This window comes from Desulfopila aestuarii DSM 18488, from assembly GCF_900143695.1.
Taxonomy (GTDB): domain Bacteria; phylum Desulfobacterota; class Desulfobulbia; order Desulfobulbales; family Desulfocapsaceae; genus Desulfopila; species Desulfopila aestuarii.
On record NZ_FRFE01000003.1, the window covers coordinates 311107 to 325104 of the forward strand.

Annotated in this window: 11 protein-coding genes; 8 read left to right on the forward strand and 3 right to left on the reverse strand. The window is 49.4% G+C overall.

Annotated features, from left to right (window positions below; all coding sequences use genetic code 11):
• The first annotated feature begins 99 nt into the window (after positions 1 to 99).
• The 5 genes from rnr (at position 100) to BUF15_RS05015 (ending at position 7818) form a co-directional block, all read left to right on the forward strand.
• On the forward strand, positions 100 to 2313 hold the full coding sequence (gene rnr / locus BUF15_RS04995) for a ribonuclease R (protein WP_073612341.1): 2214 nt from the start codon (positions 100 to 102) through the stop codon (positions 2311 to 2313).
• A gap of 198 nt (positions 2314 to 2511) precedes the next feature.
• Positions 2512 to 3027 (forward strand): hypothetical protein, encoded by a 516-nt coding sequence (locus BUF15_RS05000; protein WP_073612342.1) that lies wholly within the window; start codon positions 2512 to 2514, stop codon positions 3025 to 3027.
• 137 nt (positions 3028 to 3164) lie between these two features.
• Positions 3165 to 3911 carry an RNA methyltransferase gene (locus BUF15_RS05005; protein WP_073612343.1) on the forward strand — a complete coding sequence of 249 codons (747 nt, stop codon included), beginning with the start codon at positions 3165 to 3167 and terminating at the stop codon, positions 3909 to 3911.
• A 22-nt stretch (positions 3912 to 3933) separates the two neighbouring features.
• Positions 3934 to 7251, forward strand: coding sequence for an AfsR/SARP family transcriptional regulator (locus BUF15_RS05010; protein ID WP_073612344.1), 3318 nt, complete (start codon positions 3934 to 3936; stop codon positions 7249 to 7251).
• Between the two features lie 210 nt (positions 7252 to 7461).
• Positions 7462 to 7818, forward strand: a complete 357-nt coding sequence (locus tag BUF15_RS05015; RefSeq protein ID WP_073612345.1) for a flagellar basal body rod C-terminal domain-containing protein — start codon at positions 7462 to 7464, stop codon at positions 7816 to 7818.
• A 21-nt stretch (positions 7819 to 7839) separates the two neighbouring features.
• On the opposite strand, the gene BUF15_RS05020 is transcribed toward BUF15_RS05015, so the two are convergent.
• The 3 genes from BUF15_RS05020 to BUF15_RS28020 form a co-directional block, all read right to left on the reverse strand.
• On the reverse strand, positions 7840 to 8490 hold the full coding sequence (locus BUF15_RS05020) for an endonuclease III domain-containing protein (RefSeq protein WP_073612346.1): 651 nt from the start codon (positions 8488 to 8490) through the stop codon (positions 7840 to 7842).
• Between the two features lie 18 nt (positions 8491 to 8508).
• On the reverse strand, positions 8509 to 9618 hold the full coding sequence (locus BUF15_RS05025) for a 6-phosphofructokinase (protein WP_073612347.1): 1110 nt from the start codon (positions 9616 to 9618) through the stop codon (positions 8509 to 8511).
• A gap of 69 nt (positions 9619 to 9687) precedes the next feature.
• Positions 9688 to 9810 (reverse strand): hypothetical protein, encoded by a 123-nt coding sequence (locus BUF15_RS28020; RefSeq protein ID WP_268753157.1) that lies wholly within the window; start codon positions 9808 to 9810, stop codon positions 9688 to 9690.
• A gap of 236 nt (positions 9811 to 10046) precedes the next feature.
• Between BUF15_RS28020 and BUF15_RS28290 the strand changes: the two genes are divergently transcribed.
• From BUF15_RS28290 to BUF15_RS05040, 3 genes are all read left to right on the forward strand, one after another.
• Positions 10047 to 10385, forward strand: coding sequence for an IscA/HesB family protein (locus BUF15_RS28290; protein WP_407642595.1), 339 nt, complete (start codon positions 10047 to 10049; stop codon positions 10383 to 10385).
• A gap of 213 nt (positions 10386 to 10598) precedes the next feature.
• Positions 10599 to 13202: an ATP-dependent chaperone ClpB gene (gene clpB, locus BUF15_RS05035; RefSeq protein WP_073612348.1), complete on the forward strand. Its 2604-nt coding sequence runs from the start codon at positions 10599 to 10601 to the stop codon at positions 13200 to 13202.
• A gap of 150 nt (positions 13203 to 13352) precedes the next feature.
• Positions 13353 to 13637, forward strand: coding sequence for a hypothetical protein (locus BUF15_RS05040; RefSeq protein ID WP_073612349.1), 285 nt, complete (start codon positions 13353 to 13355; stop codon positions 13635 to 13637).
• The last annotated feature ends 361 nt before the right edge of the window (positions 13638 to 13998 follow it).

Here is a 13998-nt window from a genome sequence, read left to right on the forward strand (position 1 = left end):
CAACTGCGTGCTACACTTGAAAAAAACAGCAGAAATTACCGAAACAACCTCGATTTACTCTAACAGACTTCCCCATGGAGGGGGAACCAAAAAAAAATTATGGCTCAAAAAAGATTCAAGCCCAAAAAAGCCCGCCACCATGCACCCCGCGACCGACAACGCCCGCAGAAACGCCACATCTCCCAGGTTCTTGAAAATACAATTATTGGGTACCTCTATAGAACCGGCGCTCCTGCCAGCATGACCGAAATCGCCAGAGAGACAAGTGGCAAACGCACCCTGAGCCACGAGCTGAAAGCTGCATTTGACCATCTGTTACAGGAAAAATCCATCCTCAAAACCGACAAAAAGAACTTTACCTTGTCTCCGACCGCACCCCTCTATACAGGAACTTTACAGCAACACCCCAAAGGATTCGGCTTTGTCATTGTCTCGAAAAAAGAGAACAATGCCCCAGAACTGCAACGTGACGTCCATGTTGCCGCTGCCCAGCTCGCCGGTGCGGTGCACGGAGATGTGGTGCTGGTGCGTGTCCACGGATCAGCATCCGCCTCTCGTCCGGAAGGTTCAATCATCGCCATAATCGAACGGGGCCCCGATACCGTCGCCGGTTTTTTCAAGCGTGAGAAACATGGCGCGTTCGTCTATCCCGAAGATGTCCGTTATCCGTTTGTCATCCAGGTCGATGCGGCCAAGCATGCGGAGCTTGAAAGCGGCATCGTGGTCATCACCCAGGTGAGGATACCCGAAAATGCCGGAAGAACCATCAGTGGTAAAATTATCGAAGTTCTCGGCTCACCCGACAATATCGACGTGCAAATGCGGCTTGTCATCGAGAAATTCCGGCTGCCCCACGAGTTCAGCGAAGAAAGCATGGCCCAGGCGGCCGCAATCGACGAGACCATCAGTTCCGATTCCGATCGTGAGAATTTGAGAAAAGTTCTTCACGTTACCATCGATGGAGAAACTGCCAAAGATTTCGACGACGCGATCTGCGTTACCCAGACCGACGATGGCTACCGACTGCATGTCTCAATTGCCGACGTCTCCCACTTTGTCAAGCCTGGATCGGCTATAGACAAGGACGCGTACCAGCGTGGCACATCGATCTATTTTCCGGGACGGGTTATCCCGATGCTGCCAGAAAAGCTCTCCAATAACCTTTGCAGCCTCATCCCCGGAGTAGACCGTCTGGCGGTGACAGCTATTCTTGACTTCGACCAGTCAGGCCATCGAAGGGGTATGCGCTTCTGTCGTTCGGTCATTAAGAGCCACAACCGTTTCACCTACACTACCGTTCGGAAAATTGTGGTCGATAAAGATGAGGCCACCAGAAAGGAGTTCGCCAAGTTCGTCCCCATGCTGGAAACTGCAAAAGAGCTGGCCACGGCACTCCTGAGGATGCGGAAAAATCGAGGTTCCATCGGTTTTTCCCTGCCTGAGCCCGAAATAAGCCTTGATGCGGACGGTAAAATCGAATCAATCCGGCGAGCCGAGCGAAATTTCGCCCACCAGATCATTGAAGAGTTTATGCTGGCTGCCAACGAAGCGGTAGCAGAGACCTTCACCCGCAAGAAGCGTAGTGCCATCTACAGGATTCACGAACTGCCCGACCTGCTCAAAGTCACAGAGTTTAGTGTTTTTGCAAAGACACTTGGCCTGCAACTCCCTTCGCCTGAAACGAGTCCGGAGTGGTTTGGCAAGGTGCTGGAGAGCTGCCTGGGCACCCCGAAAGAGTATATCGTTAACAATCTCCTTTTAAGGACCATGCAGCAGGCCCGTTACTCACCAGACAACGTTGGTCACTTTGCCCTGGCCGCCGAGAACTACACTCACTTCACCTCACCCATCCGACGATATCCCGACCTGACCGTTCATCGGGAGTTGTGCAGAATTATGCAGGAGGAAAAGAAAAAGGTGATAGTGGTCAAACCTGGACGCAACCTCACCGAGCAAGGGACCTTTCTCTCAGGGCGCGAACGCACCGCCGTTAATGCCGAGCGGGAGATGAACGACAGACTCAAGATGCTTTACATAGAAAAGCACCTCGAGGAAGAGTATTCCGCCATTATCTCAGGAGTGACAGACTTTGCCATCTTTGTCGAACTGCTTGACCTTTTTATCAGCGGAGCCATTCCGCTCGAGCTACTCGGCGGTGATTATTTCCTTTTCGACCCGAAGCACCATCGGGTCATTGGTGAAACCAGTGGAACGACCTTTCAAATGGGCGACATTCTCACCGTGACCGCTACCGAAGTGGATAAAAATAGGAACAGAATTATTTTTCGCCCATCTTCATCGCAAAAACGATAAGTTCAATTGCAGAACACCGAATTTTGTCAGTTAGGAAATATTTCACTCACTACTTTTGCAGCTTGACTTGCACGGATATTTAGAATCTATTATTGGAAGTAACTTCACTAATCAGTAATCAATTATAGAGACTTATCAATTTCATTTTTATCAACATTGAATCATCCACATCGGACTCGCTAGAGGAGGGAGTTACATATGGAAGAAACCAGCTGGTTCATGACCATCATCGCCAACCCTTTTGCCAAGGGCCTTGCAATCGGTATCTTTGTCTGCATCATTGTCTATTTTCGCGGTTTGTTGCGAAGACGTGAACTGTCAAAAGAAGTAGACCGTCTGCGTTCGCATCTACATACCAAGCTTGAGATCGATTCTGCCGACAACGAGCGGAGAAAAACAGAACTGATTCGCCTCAAGCAGGAGCGCGACAATTTGCGTATCACTGTTCAGTCCTTGAACCAGAAGCCCGGACGCAAGGAAATCAGGCAATACTATATCTACCAGACCGCACTCGACATCATGTTCGAGAAGGCTCCTGGTTTCGCTCCGGCCTGGCAGGTGACGTTAAAAGAAGCCGAGAACCTCTTTGAAAAATCTGAAAGCGGAGTTGTTCCGCTCTTAAAACGACTCATGCCATCCTCTGCCGACAAGCAGGCAGAGCAGTACGAAAAGATTAGCAAGATCTCCATGGACAGCAACCAGAAGAAAAACTAATTCTTTTTCGCGATAGCACATACATCTACGGGGACCGATTCCAGCAACTGGAGCCGGTCCCCGTTCTCTATTGAGGCCAACCTTCTTCTCCGCCCTCGTCGGCATTTTCCTCTTATCCCGCTTCAGGTCTTTACATCATGCATCACGACAGATCACTTCTTTCCCAGGTAGCCATCATTCTGGTCCGGCCAAAGTTTCCCGAGAATATTGGTTCAGCGGCCCGGGTCGCCTTCAATATGGGGGTCAAGCGACTGATCCTCATCCGGGATGAATTACCCGAGCGCGAACCCATGGCCAAGATGGCCACCCACAAAGCTGCGCACCTCATTGATAACATGGAAGTGTACAAGACCCTCGAGGAGGCAATCGCTCCCTTTTCCATTATCATCGGCACCACCGCCAGACTGGGCAAACGAAGGGCCATGGAAAAGACACCCCGCGAGGTAGTCGAGAAAGTCATTCCGGATCTGCCAAACAACCAGCTGGCGATCCTATTCGGCCCCGAGGATAGCGGACTCACGAACGATGAGCTGAAGTACTGCCGCTACATTTCGTCTATCCCGACAGCCGATTTTTCTTCACTCAATCTGGCTCAGGCCATAGCCATTCACTGCTATGAACTGTATTATCAGATAGTGTACGCCCCACATGCCTACGAACCCAGACCACATATCGCGACTTCGCACGAGCTTGAAGGTATGTATCAGCATGTCGAAGAAACCTTATTACGTATTGATTTTCTGGAAGAAAAAAGTCATACATATTGGATGAATAATGTGCGACAGTTCCTTGGCAGACTTCGCCTGACATCAAAAGAGGCAAAGATTATCCGCGGTATCTGTCGTCAGTTTCTCTGGCACCAAGGGAGGGACCAGAGCGAATAATTATTGCCGGAGGAGTACAAACATGCTGGAATCACATGAAAATGGCAGCCCCTTTTCCATGCCGTCCAATAAATTCTACCCTCCGCATATCGACCAGTCGCAATCACTTTTACGTACATCGTTACTGACGACCAAACTCCCTCGAACCATCAAGGCCAAAAAGGCCGTCATTGTTGAGGCTCAGGCTGGGCAAGGCAAGACAACCCTGGTCTCCCAGTTTCTTGCATACAATGGCTACGACTATATCTGGTATCAGGTCGGCCCGGAAGATGCCGACCCGATCCTCATGCTCGCCTCACTGCTTGCCGATTTCACCCTACGATTTCCAGATTTCCAGTCACCACAACTGGCAAATATCCTCAGTGAAGGTGAAATCGGCCCGCTGGATCTGAAACGCTGCGCCAACCTTCTGCTAAGCGACATCGATGCCTTTCTTACCAAAGATCTCTATGTGGTTTTCGATGACCTCCATCTGATTTCCGGGGCCACGCTGACAAACAGTCTACTTGAACATTTCCTCGATACCTCTCCGCCCCGGCTACATTTCGTCCTCTCTACCCGTCATCCCCTGGACATGAAATGCAAGACGCTTCGCGACGGCAACAAAATCAGCTACCTTCAGACGAGCGACCTTGCTCTCAACCGCCACGAGATAGAAGAACTCTTCTCCAATGTCCTCGAAAAGAACATTACCCCACAAGATGCTCTCGACATCCACCGCATAACCAACGGCTGGATTATGGGCATCGTCCTGGCTAGCCATCCCATCTCCGGCCGTAGTCGTTTCTGGCAGATGCCGCAAGGTGGGGCATCTGCCCAGCCTCTTTCCGGGCAAGGCCATATGCTCGATTATTTCCAGGATGAAATTTTCGACAAAATTCCGAATGAACTACATCTCCCCTTTTTCAAACTCTCCTTCATCTCGGAAATTCCTATCGATCTGGCCGGGCACCTTACAGGTATCGACAAATTCGGCGATATCCTCTCTAATCTTGCACGGGAAAACTTTTTTGTCTACAGCCTCAATGACCGGCACTCAGTGTTCAGGTTGCACCACTTCTTTCAGGAATTTCTTCAACTTCAAGCAAAGAGATACCTTGAAGATCAAGACATAAACGCCATATTCACCCAGGAAGCGGAATACTACCTCGAGCGGGATCTTGTTGAAAAGGCGCTCTCTTCGTATCGCAAAGGTGGCAACTATCAGGCCATGGAGACAATTCTCCAGGCCAGGGGAATGGAGCTTGTTGCAAAAAACAGGACACTCACAATTCTCACCCTGCTCGATTCCATCCCCAAAGATACCCTGTATCAGTACAGCTGGCTGACCTTCTATGCCGGTTTTTTGCGTAACGACTATGCGCCCCATGTAACCTTGCCCTTCTATGAAAAGGCAAAAGAGACCTTTGTCGAGAAAGGGGACGACACCGGCGAATTACTGTGCCTCTCGCAGATGATCTATTTTCATTTCGTTATCTCCGGTCAGTACAGGATCGGCTCCCAGCTGCTACCAAGGGCTGCCGAGCTGCTCAATAAAAATGAGGCCGCCCTACCAGACGCCGTCAAAATTGTAGCTGCCCGCAACCTTGCCTCCGGTTACTGTTTTTTTAACAGCGAGATGGACAAGGCCCAGAATTACATCAGTATAGCCAATGGACTTGCAGGCCGACAGAACAGCAGGAATTTTCTCGCATCTACCCGGTTTATCCAGGGCTATATCGATCTTCTGAGTGGCAATCTTCCGAAATTTTTACGTGAGGCTGAGGCCTGCTATTCATTGATGAATGATCCCCTGGTTGGAATGTCCAACAAGCTGACCATTCGCATCTTGTACCTTTGCTACCTTTCCATGCAAGGTGACTTCCTCAATTTCCGGGGCCATCAACTGGCCATCCAGGACAGCATAGATCAAACAGTTGTCGATCAAACTATCGCCGCTCCTTATTTTTACGTCTGGGGGGCCAGTTGTTTTTTCTCCATGGGCCAGACAGCAAAGGCCATGGAGCTATTGGAAAAAGGTTTTGGAATTACCTCCACCGCCTCCACCAGTCATATGCACAGCCAGCTCCTGCAGTGGCTGGCCTATGGGGCCGCCCTCCAAAACGACACAGACAAGGCACTATCCTTGATTACGGAGTCCGCAACATTGCGAGCCCAGGTGGGTGGACCGTTCTACGAGGCTGTTCAGGCAACTCTTGCTGGGGGCATTTATGCTCGCTCAGGAAAATTTAAGGAGGCCCACGACGCCTTAAACCATGCGCTAACCCTAGCCGAATCCATCCCCTCGACATTTCTCAAGATCTGTGCGCTCATGCAGCGCAGCTATTATAAGCTACTGGCAGAAGGCGCCGAGAGTAGTCTGGATGACCTCGACACAGCCCTTTCACTCATGAAGAACAGTGGTTACACCCATTTCTGGGGATGGGAACCGACGATGATGGGCAGGTTGCTGGCAACCGCAGTCCGTTTCGATATCGAAAAAAGTTTTGCCCAGATGCTCGCCCGTCGACGACTGAGGAAAAATTTCACTGATGATGGCGAACCTGTAACACTTCTCAATTTCTCGCTTCTGGACAACTTCCAGCTCAGTCTCGGAGATACGGTTGTATGTCGTGCCAAGGATCTCACCCCTTCCCAGCGAGAGTTACTCGGCCTGCTTATTACCGCCAAAGGCCAGCGTATCAGTCAGGAACGGGTACAGCTCGAACTCTGGCCGGACAACACGCCTGAAAATGCCAGGAAAAGCTTCGATACCCTCCTGACCCGGCTCCGTAAGGAGCTATCCAAAACCGAAAATCTGCAGATTCGTGATTACATCTTTATGCAGAAAGGTATTCTTTGCCTCACCAATTACCAAATGGACTCCCTGCAGTTTTCCGAATCAGCCCGGCAAGGCCTTGTCCTCTCCAAAAACAGTGACTGGTGGCAGGCAGGCAATGCCTTCAACCAGGCGCTCTCTTTCTGGAAAGGAGCACTCCCTGAAGACACCTTCAAAAGCGAACAGGTGCTGAACTATAATGACCAGCTGGTGAGCATTCTGACAGAATTCACCACAGCCTGGGCCACCCATATGGCGGAAACGGGTCGCGGCCCTGAAGCGATCTCTCTGATTGAAAGAGTTTTACGCATGAACACCCTTGAAGAGCAGCTGGTCACCATCCTTTATGCTCTACATATCAATAACAACAGTCCGATCAAAGCCAAAGAGACGCTTGAACGCTATCGCCTGGCACTGATCAAGGTCGATTATAGCCCGGAAGAGATAGAATCCTTCCTTCAGGATGTAATGGAGGAAGGCAGGAAAATGGTATTTGGGAAACCTGCAAATACCATTCTGTAATTGGAATCACGTCTTCACGGTTGAGAATTGAAGTGGACGGAAGAGGGCTGGCAATGCCATCAAGAATACGTCAATATTTTTTCATGAATTTCCAAAAAGTTGAGAAAGAAACAAGTAACCTGACATTTCAAGTTGCCAATAGGCACTCTTCTTGCTCATGAAATATAAAACGAACGGCAGATGCAGCAAACGCCCACAAATGGATACACAATGATATCACCACCACAGAACTCGGCGCTTTCGGCCCTGCAAGCCTTTTCCACCAGGGTGAATTCAAACGCCAACAATATTGCAAACGCCAACACCGACGGCTTTAAACGAACTCGAGTCAACCTCGAGTCGACTGAACCTGGCGGTGTAAAAGCTGTCGTTGAAAAGATGGACACCCCGGGCGCAACATTTTTTCAAGAGGGTTCTTCTGGCCAGGAAGAGGTTGAACGTTCCAATGTTGAACTCAGTCGTGAAATTCCGGAAATGAACCTGAACAGCACCCTTTATAAGGCGAATCTCAAAACCCTCCAGGTAGCCGACGAGATGACAGGCAGCCTGCTGAATTTGAAAGCATAACAAGCTCCCCCCAACCCCTCCCTACTCCTCAACCCCCATGAGCGGACACTGTTCGCAAAGGGGGTTGCTCTTTTTACAGTATTCTTTGCCGACCCTGACGATCAGCGCATGATACTCATTATAGAGTTGCGGATCCGGATGTAGGGTATCCATGAAAAGTTCCTGAAGCTCGTTATAATCACATTCCTCCGGTACAAGGCTATGGCGGGAAAAAACCCGGTGGGTGTAGGCATCCACCACAAAAAGCGGATGATTTCCGCAATAGAGCAAAATGGCATCAGCAGTTTCCGGACCAATCCCTTTCACCGACAGAAGATTATCACGGGCACGTGATGTTTGATCACTGAGCAGACCATCGAGCTCGCCGCCATATTCCCGGGCAATCATCTGCAGCAGATTCCCCAGTCGCTGCGCCTTCAGATTGTAATAACCGGATGGCCGAATACACTCAGCGATCTCCTCGACGGCAGCTGCTTGCAAAGCATCAAAGGAAAGCATCTGCCGCGCCTTAAGATTGTTTATGGCCTTTACGACATTGCTCCAATTGGTGTTCTGGGTCAACACCGCCCCCACCAATATTTCAAACGGTGTCTCCCCTGGCCACCAGTTTTGCGGACCATAATAGCTGTAGAGTCGCTGGTAAATAGTGTTGATAATAATTGAATTGCTCACGTACTCTTCACCTTCTTATCAGGAAAAACGCCAACTGCCCGAGGAGTGTCCAAAACATATACCGATATCCTCGGCAGTCTGCATCTTGTCCGAATCAAGACTCACTTTTTTCCTGTTGCGAATTGCACTCGTAATTGGTACCGGCACCATCTTCGAGTTTACCAGGGCCACCATGTGATCAAAGATGCCTTCCTCCACCATACGCACCGCTGCGGCTCCGAACCTGAGTGCCAGCAACCGGTCAAAAGTCGTGGGTGAGCCGCCCCGTTGCAAATGGCCAAGTACCAGCGACCGGGTGTCCTTGTCGGTGCGTTTCCTAATTTCGCTCGCCACATACTCGCCGACACCACCCAGCACCACCTCCTGCCGACCGAGCTCTCCTGTCCCTTTATTAAAGGCTGCGCCATCCTGAGTAACAGCCCCTTCAGCCACCACAACAATGGAATAATGTTTTCCATGCAGCTCATTATCGTTGATCTTGGCACAGACCTCATCCATATCAAATGGAATCTCAGGAATAAGGATAACATCGGCTCCGCCGGATATCCCGGAATAGAGTGCAATCCAGCCCGAGTCCCGCCCCATGACCTCCACCACCATCACTCGGTTATGGGACTTTGCGGTGGAATGCAGCTTGTCGAGCGCCTCGGTGGCAGTTGATACCGCGGTATCAAAGCCAAAGGTTCGTTCCGTTTCCTCCAGGTCATTATCGATGGTCTTGGGGACCCCGATCACCTGCATCCCTTTTTCCGCAAAACGATGCGCAATCTCAAGACTGCCGTCGCCACCAATGGCAATATGGCAGTGAAACCCCATTCGACTGAAGTTTCGCATAATCTTATCCGATATATCGACGACCTGAATCTCTCCGGCGAGGTTTTCAACAGGTAAGGAAAAAGGATTCCCCTTGTTGGTAGAGCCCAGAATAGTGCCACCCTGCGAATATATTTCGGCAACGTCCTTTGGTGTCAGTCGGACCATATCGTCCAAATCAAGAAAACCGCCATACCCATCACGACTGCCGTACACCTCCCAACCCCGTTTATAACAGGCATGAACCACGGCGAAAATTACGGCATTCAGGCCAGGCGCATCGCCACCACCTGTTGAAATTACAATTTTTTTCATAATGTTTCCTTTGTCAGGCCGGAAAAGCCCAAAGAATTGCCCTGCAGTAATGGAGAACAGACAGTACGCCTAACAGACAGCAACAACGGCATCGAGATAAAGACCACCATCAATCCGCTCGCCGGTTTTACCATTTATTTTTGCAAATGTTTCGAAAACAATAAAGCGTAATTGCATTATATTCTTCAACATTACCATCAGCATTTTCCAAGAATCAAGAAAAAAGCGGGAAAGCGCGTTGACTGTGCCTAGCAATATCAGTATTTTATTAAATATTATCCTGTGCCCTCAAAGTAATCGGCTATTCTCGATTGACTTCTCAAAGGGAGCACCTTATTTTGTCTGGGAACAGAAACAACTTCTCTTCAAAGAAGTTCAACCCGAAAAAGTTCAATGTGGTGTTATTGGCATTGAGACGAGGAGGCATCATGTCTGATTTTAGTGTAACAGACTTGGCAGTAACAAAACTCAAGGAGTATATGGAGCAGAATAATATTGATTCTGCCCTCCGTGTAGCCCTCATGCAGGGTGGCTGAGCAGGACCCTCTCTGGGATTGGCTCTGGATGAGCCAAAAGAAAATGACAACGTATACGAGAACGATTCGCTGAAGTTTTTGGTCGAGAAAAGTCTTCTTACCACCTGCGGATCCATCAAGGTAGACTTTATTGACGCCGGGCCCCGATCGGGTTTTGGCATTACTTCCACCAATCCGATTGGTGGAGGCGGTTGCAGTTCCGGCTCCTGCAGCACCGGTAGCTGCGGCTGATAGCATGTTTCTCGCCTGATACTCAAAAGGCAAGCATGTACAAAAAGGCGGACTCGTAAAGAGTTCGCCTTTTTTTATAGACTGTTACAAAACATGTCAAAAGCTTGACACCACTCCACCACATTCTTATTTTCTCTTTCGATAAAAAGTAATTTACCATCACGGTAACACTTCTCTGAGGAAGACTTCTTCCCACATTACTAAGGAGAGAAAATGCAATTCGATAAATTCACCCTGAAATCTCAGGAAGCCATTCAGGCTGCCCAGCAACACGCCAACAACAACTCCCAACAGGAGATCCGGCCAGCACATCTGCTCAAGGCAATACTCGAGCAACCAGAGGGCGTAGTTGTACCTGTCCTGAAAAAGATGGAGATCGATCCATCGCTGGTATTGATGGACGCAAACAATGCCATCGCCTCTTTTCCGAGAGTGTCAGGCAGCGGTGCCGGTCAGGTGTATGCCTCAGCTGCACTGCAGAAGATTCTAGACACGGCATTTACAATCGCCAGTTCCATGCAAGATGACTATGTCAGTCAGGAGCATATCTTTTTAGCCATTATCAGAAATAACCGGGATGACATTTCCCAGGCTCTGAAAAAACGGGGGATCGACGAAAAGCATTTTTTAGAGGCACTGCAGTCTATACGTGGTGAGCATCGGGTTACCGACCAGTATCCCGAACAGAAATACCAGGCACTCGAAAAATATGGCCAGAATCTTACAGACCGGGCCAAACAGGGCAAACTTGATCCTGTTATAGGCCGTGACGATGAAATCCGACGCATCATCCAGGTATTATCACGCCGCACCAAAAATAACCCTGTCCTGATCGGTGAACCAGGTGTAGGCAAGACTGCCATTGTCGAAGGGTTGGCTCAACGGATTGTCAACGGCGACATTCCTGCCACCTTAAAAGACAAGCAAGTGATAACCCTCGACCTCGGCGCCCTGGTGGCAGGCGCAAAATACCGGGGTGAATTCGAGGACAGGCTGAAAGCGGTCCTAAAAGAAGTCGAGAAGAAAGCCGGGGAAATCATCCTGTTTATCGATGAGATTCACACCCTCGTAGGTGCCGGGGCAGCTGAAGGATCAATGGATGCCTCAAACATGTTAAAGCCGGCGCTGGCTCGCGGCGAACTCCACTGTGTTGGGGCAACCACCCTGGATGAATACCGCAAATATATTGAAAAAGACAGTGCCCTTGAGCGAAGATTCCAGCCGGTACTGGTTCAGGAACCAACGGTTGAGGATACTATCGCCATCTTGCGCGGAATCAAGGAAAAGTATGAATTGCACCATGGCGTTCGCATCCAGGATGCGGCCACCGTGGCAGCGGTCACCCTTTCCAACCGTTACATCACCGACAGATTCCTGCCGGACAAAGCCATTGATTTGATAGACGAGGCCGCTTCCCGTCTCCGTATCGAGATAGACTCCCTTCCCTCTGAAATTGACGAACTGGAACGACAGCGCATCAAATTCGAGATCGAACAGGAAGCGTTAAAGAAGGAAAAAGATAGCGCTTCCCTGGAACGACTCAATGAGGTGCGAAAGAAACTTGCCGACCTTGGAGACAAATTAAAAGCAATGCGCGGCCAGTGGACGCTTGAACGGGATACCATTCAGTCGATCAGGGCTATAAAGGAAAAAGTCGATGCACTCCATCTCGAAGAGCAGCAGGCCGAGCGAAGGGGCGATCTGAGTAAAGTTGCCGAGATCCGCTACGGGAAAATCGTTGAGATGAACAAAGAACTGGAAGAGGCGAATGGTAGACTACAGAGCATCCAGTCAGATCATATGATGTTAAAGGAAGAGGTCGGAGCCGAAGATATCGCCCTCGTCGTTGCGAAATGGACCGGAATTCCAAGTGATAGACTACTGGAGGGCGAAAAGGAAAAGCTGCTCCACGCCGAAGACCAGCTTGCCAAACGGGTCGTCGGTCAACAGGACGCTATCCACTCCATTGCCAACGCAGTCCGGAGGGCCAGAGCAGGGCTTCAGGATCCGGACCGGCCGTTGGGTTCGTTTATCTTTTTGGGACCAACCGGCGTCGGCAAGACAGAGCTTGCCAGAAGTCTTGCAGACTTTCTTTTTGACAGCGAGCAGGCAATGATTCGAATCGACATGAGTGAATTTATGGAAAAACATTCAGTCGCCCGTCTGATCGGTGCCCCTCCAGGCTATGTCGGCTACGATGAAGGCGGTTATCTGACTGAGGCTGTCCGCCGCCGTCCCTACTCCGTCATCTTACTGGACGAAATCGAGAAAGCGCATCCAGATATTTTCAACGTCCTGCTCCAGGTACTCGATGATGGCCGTATGACCGACGGTAAAGGCCGCACCGTCGATTTCAAGAACTCTATTCTCATCATGACCTCCAATATCGGTAGTCAGCTGATCATGAAAATGACAGAGGAAAAAATGAGTGAGGAGAGCATCCGGCACCAGATCGATGAAATGTTACACAACCAGTTCAAGCCGGAGTTCCTCAACAGAGTAGACGAGACCATCATTTTTCATAGTCTTGATAAAGACAATATGCTCAAAATTGTCGACATCCAGCTCAAACGACTGAGCAAACGGCTTAAAGAAAAACATATTAGCTTAAAGGTCAGGGAGAGTGCGAAACGATTCCTCGTCGAGAAAGGATATAACCCCGCCTTTGGAGCTCGTCCGCTAAAACGATCAATCCAACGATACCTTGAAGACCCACTGGCCATTGATCTGCTGGATGGAAAATTTCCGGAGGGTGCTCATATCTTTGCTGAAGCAAACGGGAATTCCATCCAGTTCTTCATGGCAGATAACCGCTGATATTTACAAGCTAAATACAAGCACGCCCCATTCTCTCTTTACCTTTTAGATGGAATGTGTTTGCATAGGTCGGAAATTATCAGCAATGATCATATACCATTTACAGGACCCGGCCATCGGGTCCTTCAACATAAGGGAACACAACATATTATGAGTGCAACAGTCGAAGACATTACCATTAACTACGAAGAAGATGGCGTTTTGGTCGTTAAAGAGACCGGCAAGGAAATTCTCTCAAAAGGTGCCTGGACGACAATCATTTTCCGATATCAGAACTGGGACAAAGCAAAAAGCGAATACGGCAAGGATCTCTTCACTATCCGTCGCTACCAGAAACGTCAGGGTGAATATATTCCAAAATCAAAGTTTAATATTTCCAGCAAAGAACAGGCACAAAGTATCGTGGATGCTCTCCAGTCCTGGATCAAAGATTGACGTTATTACTGACACTCCACCACTAAAAGTATTCCCGGTAACTGGCAATACCCCCTGTATACATTGTTTGCAAAGCTGGATTACTTATTGGACTATTGAACCCTGTTGAACTTTAATATACGCAATATTAGCAACCTAACACAAATAGAACATATTCTGAAAATAGCCGTTGACACCACCAACCCAATCCAGTATCTTGGCGCGGTCTTCAGCGAGAGAGCAACACACTCCAGATTCACTCGAGTGACTTCTCAAACGAAGAGACGAAAAAAAGACATACAACAAGCTTGACAGATTGAGTTGAGCCCAGTAAGATGTCGCGCCGTCGGGTGCCGAAAGGAAAGCCCGGCAGCAAGAAAAA